We start from the raw sequence: 24992 nt of genomic DNA on the forward strand, positions 1-24992 counted from the left end.
GTAGATTTGTACCATCTAATAAGATATACTAAGGCATAGGAGGAAAACCTATGCCTTTAAAATTTGTATTGGGACCATCGGGGTCCGGAAAAACTTATCAATTATATAAGAATGTGATCGCTGAGTCGAAAGCGCATCCGGAGGAGAATTTTATTGTTCTTGTACCGGAGCAGTTTACGATGCAGACGCAAAAAGATCTTGTGACGATGCATGACAGACACGCAATCATGAACATCGATGTATTAAGTTTTGTGCGTCTTGCATACCGCATATTTGAAGAGACAGGAGCCGGTACACTTCCGGTGCTGGATGATGAGGGAAAAAATCTGATCCTGCGTAAGATTGCAGGCAATCATGAAAATGAATTACAGATGCTCCGCGGCAACATTCGCAAGCTTGGATATATCAGTGAAGTCAAATCGGTGCTGTCGGAATTTGCACAGTATGATATCGGGGAAGAAGAGATTGACCGTGTGATGGAAAATGCCGGCAGAGAGTCAAGACTGTATTATAAGCTGGCAGACATGAAAGTTCTATACCGCGGGTTTCAGGACTATCTGAAAGAACGGTATATTTCCAAGGAAGAACTGTTGGACGTATTAAGCCGTGTCGTATGTAAATCGGAAATATTAAAAAACAGTACGATCGTTCTGGATGGATTTACCGGATTTACACCGGTACAGAACCGCTTGCTTGGAGAATTGATGAAGCATTGTCGGAAAGTTATGATCACTGTAACGATCGATCCGGCGGAAGATCCGTACCGCTATGAACATCCATATCAGTTATTTGCGCTTAGTAAACATATGGTTACATCCATGATACAGCTGGCGAAAGAAAATCAGATCGAGGTCGAAGAGCCCATGGAGCTGTTTGATAAGATCCCGTATCGTTTCCGTGATAATCCGGCACTTGCATTTCTGGAAAGAAATCTTTTCCGCTATCGGAAAGAAACTTATGAAGGAGAGCAGGATGCGGTTAAGATCCATGTGGCGAGAGAGCCGGGGGAAGAAGCACTGGCGGCGGCGCAGCAGGTGCGCGCTTATATGCGGGAGAATGGATATCGCTGCCGTGAAATTGCTGTGATCGTCAGCGATATGGAGATGTATGCCGAGGCACTGGAACAGGCATTTGCGCTGTATGAGATCCCGGTATTTATGGATCACAAGAGAAGTATCCTGTTAAATTCATTCGTAGAGTATATACGAAGTCTCCTTGGAATGGCAGAACAGAATTTTACATATGAAAGTGTATTTCGTTTTCTGCGTACGAATCTGGCGGGATTTACCCATGATGAAGTGGACGAACTGGAAAATTATGTCATCGGTATGGGAATCAAAGGCTATAAACGGTGGCAGGAGAAATGGATCCGCAGATTAAAAGATATGAAAGAAGAGGATCTGGAACGGCTGAACCATTACCGCACCAGATTCGTAGAAAAAGTGGATAATTTCGTCTTTGTATTAAAGCAGCGGAGGAAAACTGTCAAAGATATTACAATGGCATTGTATGAATTTATGGTGCAGGAGCAGTTGCAGGAGCGGATCGCAGAGCAGGAGCAGAAATTCCGTGAAAATGGTGAACTGGCACTTGCGAAAGAATATGCACAGGTTTATCGGATTGTTATCGAACTGATTGATAAATTTGTCGAGCTTCTCGGTGATGAACAGGTGAGCCTGAATGAATATTGCAAATTGCTGGATGCAGGGCTGGAAGAGGCACGTGTCGGTGTCATCCCGCCAAGTATTGACCAGGTTGTGATCGGAGATATGGAGCGTACGCGTCTGAAAGACATCCGTGCACTTCTCTTTGTCGGGGCAAATGATCTGCATCTTCCGGGAAATCTTCTGCGTACCGGTCTGTTGTCAGAGCCGGACAGGGAACAGTTCCAGAACCAGAAGCTGGCTCTGGCTCCGGGTGGAAAAGAGCGGGCATATGTACAGAAGTATTATCTCTATATGAATCTTACAAAACCATCGGAAAAGCTGGATATATTCTATAGCAAGGTATCTTCCGATGGTAAAAATATGCGACCGGCGTATCTGATGCAAGATTTAAGAAAAATGTATCCGGACATGAAGATCATAGAGGAAGAAGAAAAAAGCTTCGCAGAGAGGGAATTTACCGAGAAGCTGGGAATCACCTGTCTGATACGGGGGCTGCAGGAAAGTAATGGAGAACTTGATCCACTCTGGTGTGAACTGTACACCTGGTATAAGAAACATCCAGAATGGCAGCAGACAGTAGAAAGCTTACTGGAAGCCGGCTATTACCGTATGCCGATGGATGGACTTACGAGACAGGTGGCAGAGAAGTTATATGGAAAATATTTTACAGATAGTATATCGAGAATGGAGCGGTTCAGTATCTGCGCATTCGCACATTTTCTGACATACGGGCTCCGTCTGAAAGAACGGTCGGAATATGATTTCCAGTCTGTGGATTTTGGAAATGTGTGTCACCGTGCACTGGAACTGTACTCAAGAAAACTGGAGCACACCGGAGAGAGCTGGACAGAAGTTGAAAATAAAATAAGAAAGCAATATATTGATGAGTCGGTGGATGAGGCAATTACAGACTATGGCAATTCGGTTCTCTACAGTTCATCGCGGAACGAATATCTTGTAGAGCGTATGAAGAGAATGCTGGAACGCACAATCTGGGCACTGACAGAACAGCTTGCACAGGGGGATTTTGCGCCTTCTGCATATGAAGTCCGCTTTACAAATGGTAAAATTGACCGTGTCGATACCTGTGAGGATGAGGATAAAGTTTATGTGAAAGTTATGGACTATAAAACCGGCAGCAAAGAATTTGATGTAGTTTCGCTGTATCAGGGATTGCAGCTTCAGCTGATGGTTTATATAAAGGCGGCAGTGGAAAGAGAAGAGAAAAGACATCCAGGTAAAGAGATCGTACCATCAGGCGTATTTTATTATCGCATCCAGGATCCGCTTCTGGATGGAAAAGTCATGGATGAAATTCTGCGTGGAACCGAAGAGGAAAAGAAAGAACAAATGGAAAAGGAGATGTTAAAAGTACTCCGTCCGGATGGTCTGGTCAATCTGTCCGGTGAGAATCTTAAACATTTACAGAAAATACAGTCTGGTGATTCTGTTGCAGTTCCGGTTAAATATACAAAATCGGGATCGCTTTCCAAAACATCCAAAGTGGCTTCAGAGACAGATTTTGATACATTGATGCGATATGCCCAGAAGAAAGTGGAAGAGATCCATCAGAAAATTGCAGATGGTGAAGTTGCTGCTCTGCCGTACCGTCAGGGAATGGAGACAGGATGTGACTATTGTAAATATCGGCACATCTGCGGATTTGACCTGAAAGTTCCGGGTTATCATTATCGGAATCTGGAAAAATTATCAAAAGAAGAAGCAATCCAGAAAATGACCGCAGAAGTCGGGACTGGTTTAAAACAGCCGGAAAAATCTAAAAAAACTGGAATGGCAGAGAAAGAAGAACAGCCAGATAAAGAAAAGAACAGCAAGGAGGAGCAGTAATGGGTGTGACATGGACGCCGGAACAACAGAAAGTAATTGATTTGCGTAACCGGAATATACTTGTGTCGGCGGCAGCAGGCTCCGGGAAAACGGCAGTTCTGGTAGAACGGATCATAACGATGCTGACGAAAGATGAGCCGCCGATCGATGTAGATCAGCTACTTGTTGTGACATTTACAGAGGCGGCGGCAGCGGAGATGAAAGAAAGAATCCGTGCGGCCATAGAGCAGAAATTGGAAGAAGAGCCAGATAATGAACATCTGAAACGGCAGGCAACACTGATTCATAATGCACGTATTACGACAATCCACAGCTTTTGCCTGTCTGTGATCAAGGATCATTTTTATGCAATCCATCTGGATCCGGGATTCCGGATCGGAGAGGAAGGGGAGCTTAAGCTTCTGTGTCATGATGTGCTCGGAGAAGTGCTGGAAGAAGAATACACAGAGGGGAGACAGCGTTTCCTGGATTTTACGACTGCATATGGAGATGGAAAGAATGATAAGAAGATCGAAGAACTGATCCTTAAAATATACGAATATTCCAGAAGTTATCCGGATGCAAAAAAATGGATACATGACTGTGCAGAAAGCTACCGGGTTAAAGATTTTGATGCACTGGAAGAGACAGAATTTATCCGTGTCATCAAAGATCAGGTGAGCCGTTATCTTAAGGATGCGGCGAATAAAATCCGGCAGGCAATGAAGATCTGTACCGGGGAAGCTGATGGACCATATATGTATGAGACGGCGCTGGTAAATGATTCGCAGTTGATTCAAAGTTTAAGATCAAAAGATACATTTCTTGAGATGTCAACGGTGCTGGACAAGGATTATAAATGGACAAGGCTTCCGGGCAACAGAGATGAAAACGTATCTGAGAATAAAGCAAACCAGGTAAAATATTTAAGAGATACGGCAAAGAAGATCATAAAAGAAATGAAAGAGCAGTTCTTCTATGCACCGTCTTTTAAATTGCTGGAAGACTTAAATGCCAGTGCGCCGATGATGGAAGAACTGGCAGATCTGGTATGCAAATTTGCAGATCGCTTTGAAGAGAAAAAACGAAGCAAAAATATGATTGATTTTTCCGATATGGAGCAGTATGCCCTGCAGATTCTGACAGAAGAAAAGGATGGCAGACTTGTGCCGTCACCGATCGCAAAAGAGTACCAGAGACAGTTTGTGGAAATCATGATCGATGAATACCAGGACAGCAATCTAATCCAGGAAGCGCTTCTTACAAGTGTTTCTACAATATGGGAAGATAAGTATAATATTTTCATGGTTGGTGATGTAAAGCAGAGTATTTATCGTTTCCGTCTGTCCAGACCGGAGATTTTCATGAATAAATATAATACATACAATAAATACGAAAGTAAAAAACAGCGGATCGATCTGCATAAGAATTTCCGAAGCCGTAAGGAAGTGTTGGACAGTGTGAATTTTATTTTCCGTCAGATTATGACGGAAAAATTAGGAGGGATCGACTATGACGACGATGCAGCGCTAAATGTAGGAGCTGACTATAAAAAGACCGGAGAAAATGCGACGGAAGTGCTTGTTGTCGATACTGATATTCGCGACAATGATCATAAGAAAGTAAAAGGGATCAATGAAAGGGAGATAGAAGCAAGAGCAATTGCGGGGAAAATCCGTTCCATGATGGAGGATAACTTCCGCGTGACAGATAAAGAGAGTGGAAAACTTCGCCCGCTTCAGTACCGCGATATTGTGATCCTGACAAGAAGTTCGAGAGGATTTTCAGATGTATTTGTGGAAAGCCTCGGGCAAGAAGGAATCCCGGCGTTTGCGGGAACAAAAGAAGGATATTTTGCCACACAGGAGATCGGAGTACTGTTGGACTATCTGCGTGTGCTGGATAATGCAAGACAGGATCTGCCACTGACGGCAGTGTTGACGTCACCAATCGGTGGATGCAGTGCAAAAGAGCTTGCACTGATTCGTAGCTCATGTCCGGAAGAACCATTTTATGAAACAGTGCGCAGATACCGAGCAGAAGGAACGGAAGAAGAGCTTAGAGACAAACTGGAAAACTGCCTTTCGGTGATGGAGAAAATTCGTGAGATCGTGCCGTATACACCGATGCATGAATTATTACAGCGTGTGTTGGATGATACCGGATATGCAATGTATATGTCAGCAATGCCGGGAGGTATCCAGAGAAAAGCCAATATTGATATGCTGATGGAAAAGGCGAAAGCTTTTGAAAGCACCAGTTACAAAGGGCTGTTTCATTTTGTGCGCTATATGGAACAGCTGCAGAAATATGAAGTGGATTATGGAGAGGCGAATGTCGAGGAAGAGCAGGCAGATACTGTGCGTCTTATGACAATCCATAAAAGTAAAGGACTGGAATTTCCAGTTGTATTTGTAGCCGGTATGGGGAAACGATTTAACATGCAGGATATTAACAGCCGTGTTGTTTTGAATTCCAAATTCGGTGTGGGTCTGGAAGTTGTAGATCTGAAGCAGCGGACGAAGCGGGCGAGCCTGTTAAAGAAAACGATCCGGCAGGAAGAAAAACTGGATTCGCTTGGAGAAGAACTCCGAGTTCTCTATGTTGCCTATACAAGGGCAAAAGAGAAATTGATCATCACAGGAACGATGTCTAATCTGGAAAAGAAGCAGGCAGAATATGAAAGTGTGCAGGAAGAGTCGGATATGAAATTTGATTTCCTACGTCTGAGCAAAGCGACAACGTACTGGGATTTTGTACTGCCGGCAGTATTACGGGCTCCGCGGTCTGTACCGCTCAGACTGAAAGTGCTGAATATGTATGACATCATTGCGGGACAGGCAGAAGCGCAGGTGAAGAGTCAGATAGAAAGAAGTGTACTGGAAGACTGGGATACAGAGCGTGTATATGATGAAGAGATGCATGAAAATCTTAGGAATCAGTTTGCGTACAGATATCCACATGAAAACAGCCAGACACGAAAGTTGAAATTCTCCGTTTCGGAATTAAAGAAACGGATTTATTTACAGGAATCCGGAGAAATGGAGGACAGCGAGCAGCTTTACGAAGAAACGGAACTGCAGCCGATCCTTCCGAAATTTATGGAGGAAGAGGTGCCGCTTACAGGAGCATCCAGAGGTACCGCTTATCACCGTGCACTGGAGCTCCTGAATTTTGCAGAAGACTATGATACTGAGAAACTGAAAAATTGCCTTAGGAAGTTTACAGAAGATGGGAAGATGACGGACGAGATGCGAAAGGCTGTCTGCATTCGGGATTTCTTGAAATTTTTACAGACAGACAGCGGAAAACGGATGCAGGTATGTGCAAAACAAAACCGCCTCTTTAAAGAGCAGCCATTCGTACTCGGAGTGCCGGCAACGGATCTGTGGAAGGAAGAAGAGGAAGGCGAACTTGTTCTTGTTCAGGGAATCATAGATGTGTATTTTGAAGAAGAGGACGGATTGGTTGTGCTGGATTATAAGACAGACCGTGTCCGTGAAAGCAGAGAACTTGTAGAACGTTATCATGGACAGCTTGATTACTACGCCAGGGCACTGGAACAGGCGACCGGTAAAACCGTAAAAGAAAAGATCATCTATTCCTTTACCCTTGGCGAAGAAATTCATCTGCCATAAAAGAAAATAAAAAGTTTACAATTAAGGACGGAATGTTTTCAGTGCTTCGATGGTCTGGGCAATCAGATCTTCCAGAGTCCAGCCGAGCATATCAGCACCGCGTTCGATTACTTCGCGGGAACATCCGGCTGCAAAATTTTTGGATTTGTATTTTTTCTTAACAGATTTTAAAGTCAGATCCTGAACGCTTTTGGACGGTCGCATAACAACGACTGCACCGATCAGTCCGGTCAGCTCGTCAACGGCATAAAGCACCTTTTCCATTTCGTGTTCCGGTTGTATGTCAACAGTAATTGCATAACCGTGACTTGCTGTGGCGTGGATGATTTTTTCATCTGCGCCATTTTCTTTTAAGATTTCTTGCTCTTTGATGCAGTGCTGATCCGGATATTTCTCAAAATCCAGGTCGTGCAGGATCCCTACGACTTCCCAGAAATCTTTCTCATCACCATATCCAAGTTTCTCTGCAAAATAGCGCATTGTTTTTCCGACAATATCTGTGTGTTCCAGATGAAATTCATCCTGATTATATTCTTTCAATAATGTCCATGCCTGTTCCTGTGTCATATATATACCTCCTGGATGTTATTGCTATAATGATGTCAGGGTCAAAAGATGCCATACGAATTGTTCCGTACTTCGTATTCCACAATTCTATCTGACATTATTATAGCACGGTATATAAGTTCCACACTAATAAGAATCTTTTTTGGCAGACTATAGAAAAAAGTTATTACACGAATATTTTAAAAATGTTATGGAAATACTTTCAAAATAATGAAAGGGGTAATATTATGACTGCAAAAAAGAAAGATCCGATACGGCTGGATCAGATCACGCCGGAAGAGAAAATGAAATATGAAGTAGCAGAGGAGCTGGGACTGCTTGATAAAGTGCTGGCAGAGGGATGGAAATCTTTATCATCCAAGGAAACCGGACGGATTGGCGGGAAGCTGGCAGGACGCAGGCGTCGGCAGCAGCAAAGCGCTGTGAAAGAGGAGTAAAAGTAACAAAAGTATTACGAATGTTAATTAGTATGAACATTTACAGGGAAAGCTTGAAAACAGAAAGCCCTTTTGCTATAATCGAAAAGCTTGATTAGAAGAGTAAAAGATTCGGGATATAGCGGGTGCAGAGAAGATGGACAGCAAGATTAATGTTTTAGGTATATATATAGACAATTACACAGGCAAAGAAGCTATGAAAGAAGCGGTCGGATACATGGAGTCTGATCCGGTTAATATTGTAGAACTTCTTACAGTAGATGCAGTGATGGATGTAGATCTGCAGCAGGAGACGAAGGAACAGCTTAGAAGTTTCGATCTTGTGCTGGCAGGAGACAAGACAATTCTGGAAGCAGCGGATGTGGAAGAGAAGCGTTGTCTGCAGGAGACAGAGAATCATTTATTTATGAAGATGTTCCTGAGATATTTGCATAAGAACCATAAGCGGGTATATCTTCTTGTTGAGACACAGGAAGAGGGAGAAGCATTTTTTCAATATCTGGAACACTATTATAGAGGAATCCAGATTGTTGGGATGGCGAAAGTTTCTGCAGAAAACAGAGCGGATGATATGCTGGTGAATGCGATCAATGGTGCAGAGACAGACTGTGTACTTTCTATGTTATGTTCGCCGCTTCAGGAAGATTTTGCGGCAAAGAACAGAGCACTTCTCAATACGAGAATTCTTTTCGGTATGGGAAAAGCAGCTCCGCCGTGGAAAGAGACCAGCTTTGGAAAGGAAAAAGTCACCCGATTCTTTACCCGGAGAATTTTCAGAAAAGAGATGGAAAAGCAAAAGGCAGAGAGCGACAGGAATGTCGGGGCAGACATTTAAAAGACATACAGATACAGAAAGAAAAAAGTGAGGAAATCAACAAAAAATTGTGATTTCCTCTTTATTTTTTTGTTGATATATATTAATATAGGTCTAGTAATATGCAAATTCACTTAAGATAGAGTAATTTTGTTGTGGAAAATGCATATTGAAATGAGTGGAGGAGATAACCTATGATATCTAATCAAATACTTCAAAACACGATTGAAGGATTGAAAGGGATTACTAGAATTGACTTTTGTATTATGGATACAGATGGTAAGGCCCTTGCAAGTACATTTTCAAAACAGGAGAATTACGAAGACGAGATTCTGTCTTTTGTGGAATCTCCGGCAGACAGTCAGGTAGTACAGGGATATCAGTTCTTTAAGATCTTTGATGAACACCAACTGGAATATATCCTGCTCGCGAACGGCGGCGGAGAAGATGTCTATATGGTGGGCAAGATCGCAGTGTTCCAGATCCAGAATCTTCTGGTAGCATATAAAGAACGGTTTGACAAAGACAATTTCATAAAGAACCTGTTGCTTGATAACCTGTTGTTGGTGGATATTTACAATCGTGCCAAAAAATTACATATTGACACGGAAGTAAGACGTGTTATCTTTATTATTGAGACAAAACACGAGAAGGACAGCAGTGCCCTTGATAATGTGCGCTCACTTCTTGGCGGTAAAGCCAAGGATTTTGTAACAGCGGTAGATGAGAAGAATATTATAGTTGTGAAGGAACTGGAGCCGAATGACGGACATGCAGAATTGGAGAGGATTGCGCAGAATTTCTATAATCTGCTTCGCAATGACGGAGAAGAAGATATTCTGATCGCGTATGGTACGGTTGTCAGTGACATCAAAGAAGTATCGAAGTCTTACAAAGAAGCCAAACTGGCACTTGATGTGGGTAAGATCTTTTTTGGTGAGAAGAATATTATCGCATACAGTGCGCTTGGCATTGGGCGACTGATCTATCAGCTTCCGATTCCTCTGTGCAAGATGTTTATCCGTGAGATTTTTGAGGGGAAATCACCGGATGATTTTGATGAGGAAACATTGACTACGATCAATAAGTTCTTTGAGAATAACCTCAACGTGTCAGAGACTTCAAGACAGCTCTATATTCACCGTAATACATTAGTTTACCGTTTGGATAAACTTCAGAAAAGTACGGGACTTGATCTTCGTGTATTCGAGGATGCTATTACATTCAAGATTGCACTGATGGTTGTAAAATACATGAAATATATGGAGTCGCTGGAATATTAAATTGCTGGAGTATAATAATTAGGAGGAACATATGATTGAATTAAGAGAAGTAACGAAAGAGTACTCAAAAGGGGTTGCAGCCCTTAATGGTATCAATCTTAAGATTGAACAGGGCGAATTTGTCTTTATTGTTGGAGACAGTGGTTCCGGTAAGTCTACTCTGATTCGTCTGATCATGAAGGAGTTAGATCCTACTTCAGGCACGATCATTGTAAATGGACATAACTTGAACCGTATGAAACATAAAAAGATTCCGTTGTACCGGAGAAAACTGGGCGTTGTATTTCAGGATTTCCGCCTTTTGAAGGATAGAAATATCTATGAGAATATTGCGTTTGCCCAGAGAGTAACCGAGACATCGACAAGAATTATTAAGAAAAAAGTGCCGGCTGCGCTGTCCCTTGTAGGACTTGCACAGAAGTACAAATCATTCCCGAAGGAATTATCCGGTGGAGAGCAGCAGCGTGTTGCAATCGCGAGAGCAATCGTGAATGAACCGGCAATCCTTCTGGCGGATGAGCCTACCGGTAATCTCGATCCGACGAACTCATGGGAAATCATGAAGCTTCTTGAAGAGGCGAATGACCGTGGAACAACTGTACTTGTTGTTACACACAACCAGGAGATTGTAAACGAGATGAAAAAGCGCGTTGTAACGATGAAGAAGGGTGTTATCGTCAGCGACGAGAAAAAAGGTGGGTATAATAATGAGAATTAGCACAGTTGGATATTCGATGAAACAGGGTGTGAAGAACATCGGCAGAAATAAGATGTTCTCCATAGCATCTATTGCAACGATGTCAGCTTGTATTTTCCTTTTTGGATTATTCTATTCGATTGTAATGAACTTTAATTACATTGTAGACAAAGCAGAGCAGGGAGTTGCAATTACAGTATTTTTTAACGAGGATGCAACACAGGAACAGAAAGATAAGATCGGAGAGGATCTTAAGAAGGAAGACGGAGTTCTGGAAGTGAACTATATCAGTGCAGAAGAAGCATGGAATAAGTTCCAGGATGACTACTTCGGAGACTCCAAAGAAGCGGCAGAGGGATTTAAAAATGATAATCCACTGGCAAATTCAGACAACTATGAAGTATACATGTCAGATGTATCCAAGCAGAAACAGGTCGTATCTTATGCAGAGAAACTGGACGGTGTACGGAAAGTCAACAAGTCAGATACGGTAGCCAAGACTCTGACAAGTGTGAACAAACTGGTTGGTATCATTTCGGCAGCGATTATTTTGATCCTGCTGGCTGTATCTATCTTTCTGATCAGTAATACAGTAACAATGGGTATTACAGTAAGACGGGAAGAGATTGCGATCATGAAATACATCGGAGCGAAGGACGGTTTTGTGCGGGCACCGTTCGTATTTGAAGGTCTTCTGATTGGTGTGATCGGTGCGATCATTCCACTGGTAATGTTATATTTTATGTATGATAAAGCAGTAAGCTATGTGATGACAAGATACAGTCTGCTGAATAATATCGTGGACTTCCTCCCGGTAATGAGAGTATACCGTACACTTTTACCGGTCGGTATTGCTCTTGGAGTAGGTATCGGTTTCCTTGGAAGTACATTTACAATCCGCAAACATCTGAAAGTTTAGTTGCTTTAGCGTACGAAAGAAGCTGTCAGTGACAGGTTCTTCAGATAGCACAAGGGTGTAATTAATAAGGGAGACACAGATGAAGAAGAGAAAAAGAATCCTCAGTCTGTTATTGGTATGTGTTCTGTGCTTCAGCATGACAGGGCAGGCACAGGCATCAAAGATCAGTGCCGCTAAGAAAAAAGCGCAGGTGTTACAGTCGAAGAAAAAAGAGGCAGTAGCAGAGAAGAAAAAACTTCTGGAGCAGTTGGAATCTGTATTGGATGAGATGGAAACAACAAAGAAGAAGATCACTGCCAAAGAAGATGAGATCAGTAAAAAAGAAGATGAACTACTGATTGCGCAGGTAGATGAAGACAATCAGTATGAAGACATGAAGAAACGTATCAAATATATGTATGAGAATGGCAATGCTAAATTCATCGAGATTCTTTGCCAGTCGAAGTCGTTGAGTGACTTTCTGAATAATGCAGAGTACATATCGACGATTTCTTCATATGACAGAACTATGTTGAAAAAGTTCCAGAAAGTTGTAAAGAATGTGCAGGCGCAGGAAGAAGTCCTGAAAAAAGAGAATGCCGAACTGGAAAAGATGCAGGATAATCTGATCGCAAAGCAGAGTACTGTAAAACAGATGCTTTCGGATAAGAAGAATGAGATTGCCGGAATCCAAAAGGATATTAAAAAGAATGCAAGCAAGCTGAGCGCGCTTGAACAGGCAGCGGCAGATGCTGCAAGAAAGAAGCAGGAAGCAGCGAGTTCTTATTCATCCGGAGCGGGTGCGTCTGTCGTATCCGGTAATGGAACTTTCACACATCCTTGTCCGGGATACAGTCGCATATCCAGTTATTTCGGATATCGTGAACAGCCACTTGCCGGAGCCAGCACAAATCACAAAGGAATGGATTTTGCGGCGCCGACCGGTACACCGATTTATGCGGCGGCAGGAGGTACTGTAGTATCTGCCGGATACAGTGGCAAAGCCGGTAACCTGATCGTAATCAATCATGGGAACGGATTATCTACTTACTATATGCACTGCCACAAGATTTACGTCCGGGCAGGGCAGAAAGTAAGCAAAGGACAGAATATAGCAATTGTAGGAACAACGGGTAATTCAACAGGACCACACCTGCATTTCCAGGTTATGTCCGGCGGAGTACCGGTGAACCCGTTGAAATATTTATAGAATAGGACTGACGATTGTGGAACATAAAAAAGGATTTATAAAAGGGGCGCTTGCGGGCGCCCTTCTGACATTATTAGTTGTGAGCCTTGCAGCCTGTGGACTGCAGCATATCAATGAAGGAATCATATCATCTGATACAGAGACGAAGTTATCTTATTTGAAAAAACTGATTGATGAGACATATCTGCATGACGTAAAAGAGAAAGATCTCAATGAAGGCATTTACAAAGGCTATGTAGAAGGACTGGGGGACCAGTATTCTGCTTATTACGACAAAAAGGAAACAAAAGAGTTGTCGGAAAGCCTGGATGGTTCTTTCAGTGGTATCGGTGCTGTTATGACGCAGGATGCCAGCAGCGGAGTGATCACGATCACACAGGTATACGATGATTCGCCGGCAAAGAAAGCAGGAATTAAGGCTGGAGATATCTTGTACCGAGTAGAAGAGAAAACGGTGACAGGAAAAGATCTGGACAAAGTTGTTTCGTGGATCAAAGGTAAAAAAGGAACAAAGGTCAATCTGACACTGCTTCGTGGAACGAACAGTGATAAGATTAAAGTGACAGCTACACGTGACGTGATCAATGTTGAGACAGTGAAATATAAAGTGCTGGAAAATCAGATTGGATATATTTCCATTTCAGAGTTTGATTCTGTGACAGGTGCTCAGTTCGCAAAAGCATTGAAACAGCTGCAAAAGAAGAATATAGAAGGACTGGTCGTAGATTTAAGAAACAATCCGGGAGGAAGTCTCTCTACGGTGTGTGATATTCTTGACAGCATCCTTCCAAAAGGACTGATCGTTTACACGAAGGATAAGAATGGAAAGAAAGAAGAATATACATCGGATGAAAAACACCGGTTAAACCTTCCGATGTCTGTGCTGGTAAATGGTCAGAGCGCAAGCGCATCAGAGATTTTTGCCGGAGCAGTACAGGATTATGGCAAAGCTGAGATTATAGGAACACAAACTTACGGAAAAGGTGTGGTACAGAATCTGTTTGATCTGAAAGATGGCACCTGCGTAAAATTAACGACATCCGAGTATTTTACACCGAAGGGCCGCAACATTGACGGCAAAGGAATCACGCCGGATGTAAAGATCGAATATAAATATAATGCCAAAGATCCAAAGGCAGACAATCAGCTTGATAAAGCGGTGTCTGTTGTAAAAGACAAAATAAAATAATCGATGAAAATAAAGGGAATGCTTTTTTGGCATTCCCTTTTAACATGCCATGTGATAGAATAAAAACGAAAATTTTTCTAAATGAAATCCTGGGAAATCATTTCCGGAAGAAAGGATTATAGATATGACAGTTTTAATTAAAAATGGACATGTTGTAGATCCACTCACAAAAAAAGATGGAGTATACGATGTGTTGGTAGAAGGAAAGAAAATTCAGAAAATTGCAGAGAAGATCGATGAGAAAGCGGACAGAGTGATCGATGCAAGAGGAACTTATGTGTTGCCGGGATTTATTGATCTGCATGTACATCTCAGAGATCCGGGACTGGAATACAAGGAAACACTGGAGACAGGCGGAAGAGCGGCGGTACACGGTGGTGTGACGACAATCTGTGCGATGCCGAATACGAAACCGGTGATCGACAGCCGGGAGAAAGTAGAAGCTGTGCATGAAAGAGCCGTGAAAGAATCACCGGCACATGTTATCCAGCTTGGCGCAGTTACCTGTGGACAGGAAGGAAAAGAACTGGCTGATATTGCAGGAATGGCAGCGGCAGGATGCCATGCGATCAGTGAAGACGGCAAATCTGTAATGAATGCATCTTTATACCGTAAAGGGATGAAAGAAGCGAAGAAGGCAGGAATCAGTGTATTTGCACACTGCGAGGACATTACCATGGTCGAAGGAGGCGTGATGAATGCAGATGAGAATGCGAAGCGTCTCGGACTTAAGGGAATCACAAACTCTGTAGAAGATGTGATCGTTGCAAGAGATATCCTGCTGGCGAAAGAGACAGGCGTACGTCTGCATCTGTGCCACTGCTCTACAAAGGACAGTGTGACGATGGTAGAGATGGCGAAAAAAGAAGGACTTCCGGTAACGGCAGAAGTATGTCCGCATCATTTTATACTGACTTCAGATGATATCAAAGAAGATGATGGAAACTTCAAGATGAATCCGCCGCTGCGCAGCAGAGAAGATGTTGAAGCGCTCCGCATGGGACTTAAGAATGGAATTATGGATGTGATTTCTACAGACCACGCACCACATTCTGAAGAAGAGAAGAACCGTTCCATTGAGAAAGCATCTTTTGGTATCGTAGGTCTGGAGACTTCGGCAGCGCTTACTTATACAGAACTGGTGAAGACAGGCGTGCTCAGTATTATGGACATGGCAGAGAAGATGAGTTATAATCCGGCGCAGATATTGGGGCTTACTGAAAAAGGAGCAGTGGCAGAAGGAAAGATTGCGGATCTTGTAATCTTTGATCCGGATGCTAACTATAAGATTGATAAGAATACATTCTTTTCCAAAGGGAAGAACACACCGTTTGACGGAAGAGAAGTATACGGCCGGGTAGAATATACACTGGCGGATGGTGAAATCGTATATGAGTATCAGGATACCAGAAAGGTGTAGTATGCAACAGCATGCAAGTGTTAGGGCAGAGTATCTTACGATGTGTAACAGTACAGAGAATATAGGAGGAATAAGAGGATGATCAACAAATTAGTAGCAAACATTAAGAAGACAGGGGCACCGATCGTAGTAGGGCTTGATCCGATGTTAAATTATATTCCGGAGCAGGTACAGAAAAAAGCATTTGCTGAATATGGAGAGACGCTGGAAGGTGCAGCAGAAGCAATCTGGCAGTTTAACAAAGCAATCGTAGATAATACTTATGATTTGATCCCGGCTGTAAAACCGCAGATTGCCATGTATGAGCAGTTTGGCATTCCGGGAATGCAGGCATTCAAGAAAACTGTAGATTACTGCAAAGAGAAAGGACTTGTAGTGATCGGAGATATCAAACGTGGCGATATCGGATCAACATCCGCAGCCTATGCAGTCGGACATCTTGGAAAAGTTGCAGTCGGAAGCAAGAGCTATGCAGCATTTGATGAAGATTTTGCAACAGTGAATCCATATCTTGGATCTGATGGTGTGAATCCATTTCTGGATGTATGTAAAGAAGAGAAGAAAGGAATCTTCGTGCTGGTTAAAACATCCAATCCATCCAGTGGCGAATTCCAGGATCAGAAGATCGACGGACGTCCGCTCTATGAACTGGTTGGAGAGAAAGTGGCCGCATGGGGCACAGAAGCAATGGGAGACGAATACAGCTATGTAGGAGCCGTTGTTGGAGCAACTTATCCGGAGATGGGTAAAGTACTGCGTAAGATCATGCCGAAAGCATACATTCTTGTTCCGGGATATGGTGCACAGGGTGGAAAAGGAAAAGATCTTGTACACTTCTTTAACGAAGACGGACTCGGTGCGATCGTGAACTCATCCAGAGGAATCATCGCTGCATACAAGCAGGAGAAATATGCAAAATTCGGAGCAGAGAATTTTGCAGATGCATCCAGAGCAGCAGTAGAAGACATGGTTGCAGATATCAAAGGAGCACTTGGTTAAGGAGAAAATAAATGGCTAAAATGGAAAAAGAACAGGCACGTGTCATCTCTCAGGAGATGCTGGCTGCCGGTATATACAGTATGTGGATTCAGACAAAGGCTGCAAAAAATGCAAAACCGGGACAGTTTATATCCATGTATACAAATGACGCAGGTAAATTATTGCCGCGTCCGATCAGTATTTGTGAGATAGACCGTGAGAGTGAGAAACTTCGTGTAGTATACCGGGTAACCGGAGAAAACACAGGTACAGAGCAGTTTTCAAAACTGCAGGCGGGGGATACAATTGATATTGTTGGATCTCTTGGCAATGGATTTCCGCTTGAGAAAGCAAAAGGGAAAAAAGTATTTCTGATGGGTGGAGGAATCGGAGTGCCGCCGATCTTACAGCTTGCTAAGGAAATGGAATGTGAAAAGAAGCGGATCATTGTCGGTTACCGGGATGCGCAGACATTTCTGAGAGAAGAGTTTGAAGCAAACGGAGAAGTTTATATTGCAACAGAAGACGGAAGTGTAGGAACAAAGGGCAATGTTATGGATGCAATCCGGGAAGCAGCTCTGGAAGCAGAGATTATTTACGCTTGTGGACCGGCTCCGATGCTTCGTGCGATCAAAGCATATGCAGCAGAAAATCAGATTGAATGTTATATATCTTTAGAAGAACGGATGGCATGCGGAATCGGTGCCTGTCTGGCGTGCGTCTGCAAATCAAAAGAAAAAGATGCACACAGCAATGTACATAACAAACGGATCTGTAAAGACGGACCGGTATTTCTTTCTACGGAGGTGGAAATCTAATGGACATGAGAGTGAATATTGCCGGAGTAGAATGGAAGAATCCGGTTACTGTAGCATCCGGAACGTTTGGATCAGGAGAAGAGTTTTCCGATTTTGTAGATTTGAATAAGTTAGGTGCAGTAACAACAAAAGGTGTGGCAAATGTACCGTGGTCCGGTAATCCGACTCCGCGTGTAGCAGAAGTATACGGCGGCATGATGAATGCAATCGGATTACAGAATCCGGGAATTGAGCTGTTCTGCGAGAGAGATATCCCGTTTCTTAAAAAATACGATACAAAGATTATTGTCAATGTCTGCGGACATGCACCGGAAGAGTATCTTGCAGTTGTAGAAAGACTTGCAGATGAACCGATCGACATGATGGAGATCAATATTTCCTGCCCGAATGTAAATGCAGGCTTTCTCGCTTTTGGACAGGATGCCGGTCATGTAGAAAAACTGACTGCCCAGATCAAGAAGATTGCAAAACAGCCGGTTATCATGAAACTGACACCGAACGTAACGGATATTACGGAGATTGCAAAAGCGGCAGAAGCAGGCGGTGCAGATGCAATTTCTCTGATCAATACATTAACAGGAATGAAGATTGATATTAACCGAAAAACATTTGCACTTGCAAATAAGACCGGGGGCGTGTCAGGTCCAATCGTGCATCCAATTGCTGTGCGCATGGTTTATCAGGCAGCACAGGCAGTGAAGATTCCGATCATCGGAATGGGGGGGATCCAGTCGGCGGAAGATGCGATTGAATTTTTACTTGCGGGTGCAAGTGCCGTTTCTGTAGGAACAGCGAATTTCTATCATCCGAATATCACAGAAGAAGTGGTTGACGGAATCCGTGCATATATGGAGAAGAATGGCTTTGATAAAGTTTCGGATATGGTAGGGATTGTAAAATAAAACGGATGTCGAAATATAGAAAAAAACAATAAATACCATACAAAAAAACAATTGGATTTTGCCGGAGGACAGCTTTATACTAAAAGAAGATGTAAATGTAGGAGGTAATGAAGTATGTCAATTACAGCTGAAACAGCGAAAGCGCATGCAAAAGACCCTGCAGTTCTTTGCTGCAGAGCAGAAGGTGGAATTACAATTGAACCGGCTAACCTGGAAGATCCGGCAATCTTTGATGAATTAGTAGATTCTGGATTATTAAATCTGGATGGATGTCTTACAATCGAGCAGGTACTGGGAGCAAAACTTACAAAGACAAGTGATTCTCTCTGTCCACTTACTGTAGACAACGTAGAAGGAATCAAAGAAGTTACAGAAGAAGTACCGGCTGAGGAAGCACCGGCAGAAGAAGCTGCAGTTGCTCCGGAAGTGAATGTAGAAGGTGCAGCAGTGACTGTAAAACATGGAAAGGTAGTTATTTCTATCAAAGAAGGAAAAGATATTTATCTTGAACTGCCAGTCTAGTATTAAAAAGGGATGTAAGAAAACTGTCGTACGTTTCGCGTACGGCAGTTTTTTTTGTGTCGCGTTTTCCACACGTTGCCTGTAAAGAAAAATTGTGTTATTATTTAGTATAATCTAAAAAAATAAGAGCAGAACTGTAAGAGCAAAACTGCTCATTCATACGGAGGATAGAAAGATGGAGAGCTACAAACAGGAATTTATTAAATTTATGGTAGAAAGCGATGTGCTGAAATTTGGAGAATTTACATTAAAGAGTGGAAGAAAGTCCCCTTTCTTTATGAATGCAGGAGCATATGTGACAGGCTCCCAGCTTAAGAAACTCGGAGAATACTATGCAAAAGCAATCCATGATACATACGGAGATGATTTTGATGTGTTGTTCGGACCGGCATATAAAGGTATTCCACTTGGGGTTGTAACTGCAATTGCATACAGTGAATTATATGGAAAAGAAGTACGTTATTGCTCTGACAGAAAAGAAGAGAAAGATCACGGTGCAGATAAAGGAAGCTTTCTTGGAAGCAAATTAAAAGACGGCGACCGTGTGATCATGATCGAAGATGTTACAACATCCGGTAAATCCATGGAAGAGACAGTTCCTAAGGTAAAAGGCGCCGCTGATGTTACAATCGTGGGACTTATGGTTTCTTTAAACCGTATGGAGGTTGGAAAAGGCGGAGAAAAATGCGCACTCGACGAGATCAAAGACTTGTACGGATTCGATACTGCAGCGATCGTTACAATGGAAGAAGTTACAGAGTGTCTGTATAACAAAGAGTGTAACGGAAAAATTGTGATCGATGATACATTAAAAGCAGCAATTGACGCATATTATAAACAATATGGAGCGAAATAATAACGGAGGATTTCACTATGAATGAGAAGATATATAAATCCATGACTTTTGCAGGAGTTTCTAATATTGCAGTTGGAGTTATCGTAGCAGTGGTAGGTGTTGTCACGGGAATTATTACGATCATTAGCGGTGCCCGTCTGCTGAAAGAGAAGAAGAAGCTTACATTTTAAGCATGGACAGATAAATAAGGGGAGTGTACAAAGTGAATTCGGGCAGTAGAAAGAGAATTCGTATATTAGGGAAGATATTATTCGTATTATATATTATTTTTATTATCTATTTCCTGCTTTTTTCTGACTGGTACGGACGTACCGGTCAGATGCAGGAGTATCATTATAATCTCGTATTATTTAAAGAAATTAAAAGATTCTGGTATTATCGGGATCAGGTAGGCATGTTTGCAACATTTACGAATCTGTTTGGAAATGTTGTGATTTTTATTCCGTTTGGATTTTTTATGCCGATGGCAAGCAAACACAGAAGTTTTCTGGCTACATTGTTTTACAGTTTCGGGTTGAGCTTGTGCGTTGAAAGTTTTCAGCTGATCACGAAAGTCGGATGTTTTGATGTGGATGATCTGTTGCTTAATACGCTTGGCGGTGTGGCAGGATATCTGATATTTATCATCTGTGTGGCACTAAGGAGGATACATGGTCGTAAAAAATAAACAGAAAAGAAAAATGATGCGGACCAGATTCGGACAGTCACCAAGGAGACATTCCAGAAAAGGAATGAAATCATGTATACTTGCAGCGCTGTCATTTCTGCTTCTGGTTTTTATGATCTGGATTTCATTTTGTTTAAAAGGAAATGTAAATATCCTGGTCGGTTTTGCAGGACTGTTTACTATGGTGATGGCAGGATATGGCATTTATCAGGGCGTTACAGGACTGAGAGAAAGAGATAAAAATTACATTACGTGCAAAGTGGGAATTGCAGTCTGCAGCGCACTTTTCCTTGGCATGTGCGCAATATTTATCAGGGGGCTTGTTTAGATGGTGGAAGAAAGATACAATCTGGTGGTAGACAGAATTGGCGATATTAAGGAAGAAAGAACGGTGGATGTGAAGTTCCGTGACTATTTTGTAAAAGTTGCGGAATTTATTCATCTTATTGATGGGACGAAAAAGAAAATAGAGGATCATACATTTGATGGGATGCAGATAGAAGAACTGGCTGCATGGAACAAGAAGCTTTACAGCGATATCCTTCCGGAACATTACCGGGAGAGCTATGCAAATCCGGATTATGCGGTGGCGCAGCTTGGAGAAGCGTATGGAAGCACACTCAGTGCGCTGTATGCGGAAATACGTGCAGCAATCGTGTATGTATATGAAAAGAAAACAGAATATTTAGATATTCTGTTTGAACTTTTTATAGAGGTATATAATCAGTTCGAGGAAGAAGAAATGCCGGAGCCACATGTGTTAAAGGAGATCCTGTACTGGTACGCCAGCGATTACTGTGATGTTTTTGTGGCAGACCGCATCCATGAGCAGGTAGATGCTACACAGTCTTTTGCAGCAGATCTAATCCTTGGAAGTGATCTTGCAGATCTTCGTTATCTGTATCGCTTTGGAGAGTATATCAGTGACAGTGAGCTGACAACTGCAAAATATCTGTTGTCACTGGATGAAACAACAATTCAGAAGATGGCAGATGTATACACAGAAGGATACCGGATCGGTTTTGTGAATACCGGAAAAGATCTGTCTAAGAAAAAGACGGTCAATATCCGTTATGTATTAGGCTTTGAACGTGTTGTCAAAAAAGCAATTGAGAATTTTGATAAAATGGGGCTTAAGCCGGTTATTTACCGGAGTGGTGTCAGCATGCTGACGAAGAGACAGCATTTGAAGATTGGATACTATGGAGCTATTGCAAATAAACAATATGAGTATGATCACAGAAATGACCAGGCGTTATTTTTGGATAAGAAATTTGTGGAACGCAAATTAGAAGTGATCGCGACTACTTACGAACATCTGAAAGAAGAAGCGGGAGCTTTTGCAGGACCGGCATGCATAGAGATGTTTGGAGAAGTTCCGTTTGTGCCGGAGCAGAAAGAAACAGCTCTGAAATTAAGCGAGAAACAGCAGGAGTTGTCCGTATTTTTTGACGGACGTCAGAGTCGGCTTACGAACACTTATATTCCGGGAGATGAGAGAAGTTTTACGATCATTGCGTATCCGGTGCCGGAGATCGGAGAAGATTACGAGGAGATATTCCAGGAGATTATCCGGATCAATACGCTGGATGCGGGATTGTATGAACAGGTTCAGCAGACACTGATCGATGCACTGGACCGAGGAGAGTCCGTGCATATCTGCGGGGAAAATGGGAACCGTACTGACCTTACTGTACAGCTACACACGCTGAGTGATCCGGAAAAAGAGACAATTTTTGAAAACTGTGTTGCTGATGTGAACATTCCGGTGGGAGAAGTATTTACATCACCGGTACTGGAAGGAACAAACGGTGTACTGCATGTGAGCAAAGTTTATCTGAATGAGTTACAGTACAAAGATCTGGAAATTACATTTTCCAATGGAATGGTTGCAGATTACCGGTGTAGCAATTTCGAACGCGAGCTGGAGAATAAGGAATATATCCGGGATAATGTTTTGTATCGTCATGACACACTGGCACTTGGAGAATTCGCAATCGGAACAAATACGACTGCTTATCAGGCGGCAAAAAAATATGGCATTGAGGATAAAATGCCGATTCTGATCGCAGAGAAGATGGGACCACATTTTGCAGTGGGGGATACCTGCTATAGTTGGTGTGAGGATATAGCGGTTTACAATCCAAATGGGAAAGAAATCATAGCAAGAGATAATTCGGTCTCAATCCAGAGAAAAGAGGATTTGGGAAAGGCGTACTATCACTGCCATACAGATATTACCATTCCGTACGAAGAACTTGGAAAGATCGAAGTAAATAAAAAAGACGGCGGTCATATTTTACTTCTGGAACATGGAAGGTTTGTTCTGCCGGGTACGGAGATTTTAAATGAGCCATTGAAAAATATAGATAAATAATGTAATATTTTCAATAGTAGAAGAACAGAAAGGAAGAGAAAAATGCCAAAAGTAGGAATTGTGATGGGCAGCGACTCGGATTTAAAAGTAATGAGCAAAGCTGCAGCGATGTTGGAAAAATTAGGGATTGATTATGAGATGACGATTATCTCAGCGCACAGAGAACCAGATGTTTTCTTCGACTGGGCGAAATCCGCAGAAGGAAAAGGAATTAAAGTAATCATAGCAGGTGCAGGTATGGCAGCACATCTTCCGGGAATGTGTGCGGCATTATTCCCGATGCCGGTTGTAGGAGTGCCGATGTCAGGTAAGAACTTGGCGGGTGAAGATGCACTGTTTTCAATTGTACAGATGCCACCTGGAATCCCGGTTGCCACAGTAGCAATTGATGGTGGTATGAACGCAGCAATTCTTGCAGCTAAGATTCTTGCAGTTTCAGACGCAGAGCTTCTTGAAAAGCTTAAAGCTTATACAACAGAGATGAAAGAGACAGTACAGGCAAAAGCTGCAAAACTGGATGAAATCGGATACGAAGCATATTTAAATAAATAAAACATACACAAAGGAGACGAGTTATGGATTACAAAAAAGCTGGTGTCGATATTGAGGCAGGTTATAGATCAGTAGAACTGATGAAGGAGCATGTAAAGAAAACAATGCGTCCGGAAGTTTTAGGCGGACTGGGAGGATTCTCAGGAGCATTTTCTCTTACAAAGATTAAAGAGATGGAAGAGCCGGTGCTCTTATCCGGAACAGATGGATGTGGAACAAAAGTGAAACTTGCCATGGTCATGGACAAGCATGATACGATCGGGATCGATGCAGTAGCAATGTGTGTCAATGATATTGCATGTGCAGGTGGAGAACCGTTATTTTTCTTGGATTATATTGCGTGTGGCAAGAATTATCCGGAGAAGATCGCAGCAATCGTAAGTGGTGTTGCAGAAGGATGCCTTCAGTCAGAGGCGGCGCTGATTGGTGGAGAGACAGCAGAGCATCCGGGACTTATGCCGGAGAATGACTATGATCTGGCTGGTTTTGCAGTTGGTGTCTGCGATAAGAAAGATATGATCACAGGGGAGAATTTAAAAGCAGGCGATGTACTGATTGGTATGGCGTCCAGCGGTGTACACAGTAATGGTTTTTCTCTCGTCCGCAAAGTTTTTGAGATGACAAAAGAATCTCTGGATACTTATTATGATGAACTTGGCAAGACGCTTGGAGAGGCGTTACTTGCTCCGACAAGAATCTATGTAAAAGCTTTAAAGAATGTGAAAAATGTCGGTGTAACAGTAAAAGCCTGCAGCCATATTACCGGTGGTGGATTTTATGAAAATATTCCTCGTATGCTCATTGACGGTATGCATGCAGTTGTAGAAAAAGACAGCTATCCGGTACCACCAATCTTCAAACTGCTTGCTGAGAAAGGCGATATTGAAGAGCAGATGATGTACAATACATACAATATGGGATTGGGTATGATCGTTGCAGTTGATCCGGCAGATGTTGATAAGACAATGGAAGCAATTAAGGCAGCAGGAGATGAACCGTATGTTGTAGGACATATTGAAGCAGGAGAAAAAGGAGTTACCTTATGCTAAATGTAGTTGTAATGGTATCCGGCGGAGGAACGAATCTTCAGGCGATCATTGACGCAGTTCATTCCGGCAAGATTACAAATACCCGGATTGCAGGTGTGATCAGCAATAATCAGAATGCATATGCACTGACAAGGGCAGAGGAGAATGGTATTGCTGCACAGTGTATTTCACCTAAGCAGTTTTCAGACAGAACAGAATTTAACAGGGCACTGCTTGATGTGGTTGATGCGATGGAACCGGATCTTATCGTGCTGGCTGGATTTCTGGTTGTAATTCCACCGGAGATGATCCGTAAATATGAACACCGTATCATTAATATACATCCGTCTCTGATCCCGTCTTTTTGCGGGACTGGATATTATGGACTGAAAGTACATGAAGCGGCACTTGCAAGAGGTGTGAAAGTGGTCGGCGCGACCGTGCATTTTGTGGATGAAGGAACTGATACAGGACCGATCATCCTGCAGAAAGCGGTGGAAGTACAGAATGGAGATACTCCGCAGATACTTCAGCGACGTGTGATGGAGCAGGCAGAGTGGCAGATCCTGCCAAGAGCGATTGACCTGATCGCTAATGGAAAAGTAAGTGTGACAGAAAGAATTGCAACAGTGAATGAATAAGTGG

22 protein-coding genes and 1 pseudogene are annotated in these 24992 nt (G+C 42.6%); 22 read left to right on the top strand and 1 reads right to left on the bottom strand.

The genetic code is table 11. The features are described 5' to 3' along the window. Positions 1-50 precede the first annotated feature (50 nt). Both DXC04_RS13225 and addA read left to right on the top strand, forming a co-directional pair. Positions 51-3515, top strand: a complete 3465-nt coding sequence (locus DXC04_RS13225) for a PD-(D/E)XK nuclease family protein (RefSeq protein WP_118661192.1) — start codon at positions 51-53, stop codon at positions 3513-3515. Further along, entirely contained in the window at positions 3515-7132 is a 3618-nt protein-coding gene (gene addA, locus DXC04_RS13230; protein ID WP_118520679.1) for a helicase-exonuclease AddAB subunit AddA, read from the top strand. The genes DXC04_RS13225 and addA overlap by 1 nt, the downstream gene beginning before the upstream one ends. A gap of 21 nt (positions 7133-7153) precedes the next feature. Here addA and DXC04_RS13235 read toward each other — a convergent pair whose 3' ends face one another. Continuing rightward, positions 7154-7699, bottom strand: coding sequence for a hydrolase (locus DXC04_RS13235; RefSeq protein WP_118661193.1), 546 nt, complete (start codon positions 7697-7699; stop codon positions 7154-7156). 227 nt (positions 7700-7926) lie between these two features. Here DXC04_RS13235 and DXC04_RS13240 point away from each other — a divergent pair, with 227 nt between their 5' ends. From DXC04_RS13240 to purN, 20 genes and pseudogenes are all read left to right on the top strand, one after another. After that, positions 7927-8136: a small, acid-soluble spore protein, alpha/beta type gene (locus DXC04_RS13240; RefSeq protein ID WP_118520677.1), complete on the top strand. Its 210-nt coding sequence runs from the start codon at positions 7927-7929 to the stop codon at positions 8134-8136. Between the two features lie 136 nt (positions 8137-8272). Beyond that, positions 8273-8971: a WecB/TagA/CpsF family glycosyltransferase gene (locus DXC04_RS13245; RefSeq protein ID WP_117538405.1), complete on the top strand. Its 699-nt coding sequence runs from the start codon at positions 8273-8275 to the stop codon at positions 8969-8971. 173 nt (positions 8972-9144) lie between these two features. Then, positions 9145-10233, top strand: a complete 1089-nt coding sequence (locus DXC04_RS13250) for a PucR family transcriptional regulator (protein WP_117538406.1) — start codon at positions 9145-9147, stop codon at positions 10231-10233. Between the two features lie 31 nt (positions 10234-10264). After that, positions 10265-10951, top strand: coding sequence for a cell division ATP-binding protein FtsE (gene ftsE / locus DXC04_RS13255; protein WP_021861335.1), 687 nt, complete (start codon positions 10265-10267; stop codon positions 10949-10951). Further along, positions 10941-11849, top strand: a complete 909-nt coding sequence (ftsX, locus tag DXC04_RS13260) for a permease-like cell division protein FtsX (protein ID WP_118661194.1) — start codon at positions 10941-10943, stop codon at positions 11847-11849. Before ftsE ends, ftsX begins: the two co-directional genes overlap by 11 nt. Positions 11850-11928: 79 nt before the next feature. Beyond that, positions 11929-13038, top strand: coding sequence for a murein hydrolase activator EnvC family protein (locus tag DXC04_RS13265; RefSeq protein ID WP_117538408.1), 1110 nt, complete (start codon positions 11929-11931; stop codon positions 13036-13038). Positions 13039-13054: 16 nt separating this feature from the next. Continuing rightward, a complete protein-coding gene (locus DXC04_RS13270) occupies positions 13055-14227 on the top strand; it encodes a S41 family peptidase (RefSeq protein ID WP_118661195.1) in 1173 nt (390 codons plus the stop codon). A gap of 124 nt (positions 14228-14351) precedes the next feature. Then, positions 14352-15647: a dihydroorotase gene (locus tag DXC04_RS13275; RefSeq protein ID WP_021861339.1), complete on the top strand. Its 1296-nt coding sequence runs from the start codon at positions 14352-14354 to the stop codon at positions 15645-15647. 78 nt (positions 15648-15725) lie between these two features. Further along, positions 15726-16646: an orotidine-5'-phosphate decarboxylase gene (gene pyrF, locus DXC04_RS13280; RefSeq protein ID WP_021861340.1), complete on the top strand. Its 921-nt coding sequence runs from the start codon at positions 15726-15728 to the stop codon at positions 16644-16646. An 11-nt stretch (positions 16647-16657) separates the two neighbouring features. Next, complete coding sequence (locus DXC04_RS13285; protein WP_021861341.1) at positions 16658-17443, top strand: dihydroorotate dehydrogenase electron transfer subunit; 786 nt, start codon at positions 16658-16660, stop codon at positions 17441-17443. After that, on the top strand, positions 17443-18345 hold the full coding sequence (locus DXC04_RS13290) for a dihydroorotate dehydrogenase (RefSeq protein WP_021861342.1): 903 nt from the start codon (positions 17443-17445) through the stop codon (positions 18343-18345). The genes DXC04_RS13285 and DXC04_RS13290 overlap by 1 nt, the downstream gene beginning before the upstream one ends. A gap of 114 nt (positions 18346-18459) precedes the next feature. Further along, positions 18460-18864, top strand: a pseudogene (locus DXC04_RS13295) (sugar transporter); the annotation flags it as partial. 178 nt (positions 18865-19042) lie between these two features. Continuing rightward, complete coding sequence (gene pyrE, locus DXC04_RS13300; protein ID WP_021861344.1) at positions 19043-19723, top strand: orotate phosphoribosyltransferase; 681 nt, start codon at positions 19043-19045, stop codon at positions 19721-19723. 17 nt (positions 19724-19740) lie between these two features. Further along, positions 19741-19893, top strand: coding sequence for a hypothetical protein (locus DXC04_RS15740; protein ID WP_021861345.1), 153 nt, complete (start codon positions 19741-19743; stop codon positions 19891-19893). Between the two features lie 32 nt (positions 19894-19925). Further along, complete coding sequence (locus DXC04_RS13305; protein WP_021861346.1) at positions 19926-20390, top strand: VanZ family protein; 465 nt, start codon at positions 19926-19928, stop codon at positions 20388-20390. Beyond that, entirely contained in the window at positions 20374-20718 is a 345-nt protein-coding gene (locus DXC04_RS13310; protein WP_021861347.1) for a DUF6142 family protein, read from the top strand. The genes DXC04_RS13305 and DXC04_RS13310 overlap by 17 nt, the downstream gene beginning before the upstream one ends. Beyond that, complete coding sequence (locus DXC04_RS13315; RefSeq protein ID WP_118520665.1) at positions 20719-22767, top strand: aminopeptidase; 2049 nt, start codon at positions 20719-20721, stop codon at positions 22765-22767. Positions 22768-22809: 42 nt separating this feature from the next. After that, entirely contained in the window at positions 22810-23319 is a 510-nt protein-coding gene (gene purE / locus DXC04_RS13320; RefSeq protein ID WP_021861349.1) for a 5-(carboxyamino)imidazole ribonucleotide mutase, read from the top strand. Positions 23320-23342: 23 nt separating this feature from the next. After that, the gene (gene purM, locus DXC04_RS13325) at positions 23343-24368 is read left to right on the top strand and encodes a phosphoribosylformylglycinamidine cyclo-ligase (protein ID WP_117538415.1); all 1026 of its coding nucleotides are present in this window, start codon (positions 23343-23345) and stop codon (positions 24366-24368) included. Further along, complete coding sequence (gene purN / locus DXC04_RS13330; RefSeq protein WP_117538416.1) at positions 24362-24988, top strand: phosphoribosylglycinamide formyltransferase; 627 nt, start codon at positions 24362-24364, stop codon at positions 24986-24988. The genes purM and purN overlap by 7 nt, the downstream gene beginning before the upstream one ends. The last annotated feature ends 4 nt before the right edge of the window (positions 24989-24992 follow it).

Source organism: Dorea sp. OM07-5, from assembly GCF_003481355.1.
In the GTDB taxonomy this organism is placed as follows: Bacteria; Bacillota; Clostridia; order Lachnospirales; family Lachnospiraceae; genus Dorea_D; species Dorea_D hominis.

Bases quoted from the DNA above. Each gene is read 5' to 3' on its own strand.
- DXC04_RS13315 (WP_118520665.1), top strand. From the start codon at position 20,719: ATGGTGGAAGAAAGATACAATCTGGTGGTAGACAGAATTGGCGATATT.
- DXC04_RS13235 (WP_118661193.1), bottom strand. From the start codon at position 7,699: ATGACACAGGAACAGGCATGGACATTATTGAAAGAATATAATCAGGAT.
- DXC04_RS13240 (WP_118520677.1), top strand. From the start codon at position 7,927: ATGACTGCAAAAAAGAAAGATCCGATACGGCTGGATCAGATCACGCCG.
- ftsX (WP_118661194.1), top strand. From the start codon at position 10,941: ATGAGAATTAGCACAGTTGGATATTCGATGAAACAGGGTGTGAAGAAC.
- purE (WP_021861349.1), top strand. From the start codon at position 22,810: ATGCCAAAAGTAGGAATTGTGATGGGCAGCGACTCGGATTTAAAAGTA.
- pyrF (WP_021861340.1), top strand. From the start codon at position 15,726: ATGATCAACAAATTAGTAGCAAACATTAAGAAGACAGGGGCACCGATC.
- DXC04_RS13250 (WP_117538406.1), top strand. From the start codon at position 9,145: ATGATATCTAATCAAATACTTCAAAACACGATTGAAGGATTGAAAGGG.
- purM (WP_117538415.1), top strand. From the start codon at position 23,343: ATGGATTACAAAAAAGCTGGTGTCGATATTGAGGCAGGTTATAGATCA.
- DXC04_RS13285 (WP_021861341.1), top strand. From the start codon at position 16,658: ATGGCTAAAATGGAAAAAGAACAGGCACGTGTCATCTCTCAGGAGATG.
- purN (WP_117538416.1), top strand. From the start codon at position 24,362: ATGCTAAATGTAGTTGTAATGGTATCCGGCGGAGGAACGAATCTTCAG.
- DXC04_RS13310 (WP_021861347.1), top strand. From the start codon at position 20,374: ATGGTCGTAAAAAATAAACAGAAAAGAAAAATGATGCGGACCAGATTC.
- DXC04_RS13265 (WP_117538408.1), top strand. From the start codon at position 11,929: ATGAAGAAGAGAAAAAGAATCCTCAGTCTGTTATTGGTATGTGTTCTG.
- DXC04_RS13290 (WP_021861342.1), top strand. From the start codon at position 17,443: ATGGACATGAGAGTGAATATTGCCGGAGTAGAATGGAAGAATCCGGTT.
- DXC04_RS13225 (WP_118661192.1), top strand. From the start codon at position 51: ATGCCTTTAAAATTTGTATTGGGACCATCGGGGTCCGGAAAAACTTAT.
- DXC04_RS15740 (WP_021861345.1), top strand. From the start codon at position 19,741: ATGAATGAGAAGATATATAAATCCATGACTTTTGCAGGAGTTTCTAAT.
- DXC04_RS13275 (WP_021861339.1), top strand. From the start codon at position 14,352: ATGACAGTTTTAATTAAAAATGGACATGTTGTAGATCCACTCACAAAA.
- addA (WP_118520679.1), top strand. From the start codon at position 3,515: ATGGGTGTGACATGGACGCCGGAACAACAGAAAGTAATTGATTTGCGT.
- ftsE (WP_021861335.1), top strand. From the start codon at position 10,265: ATGATTGAATTAAGAGAAGTAACGAAAGAGTACTCAAAAGGGGTTGCA.
- DXC04_RS13245 (WP_117538405.1), top strand. From the start codon at position 8,273: ATGGACAGCAAGATTAATGTTTTAGGTATATATATAGACAATTACACA.
- pyrE (WP_021861344.1), top strand. From the start codon at position 19,043: ATGGAGAGCTACAAACAGGAATTTATTAAATTTATGGTAGAAAGCGAT.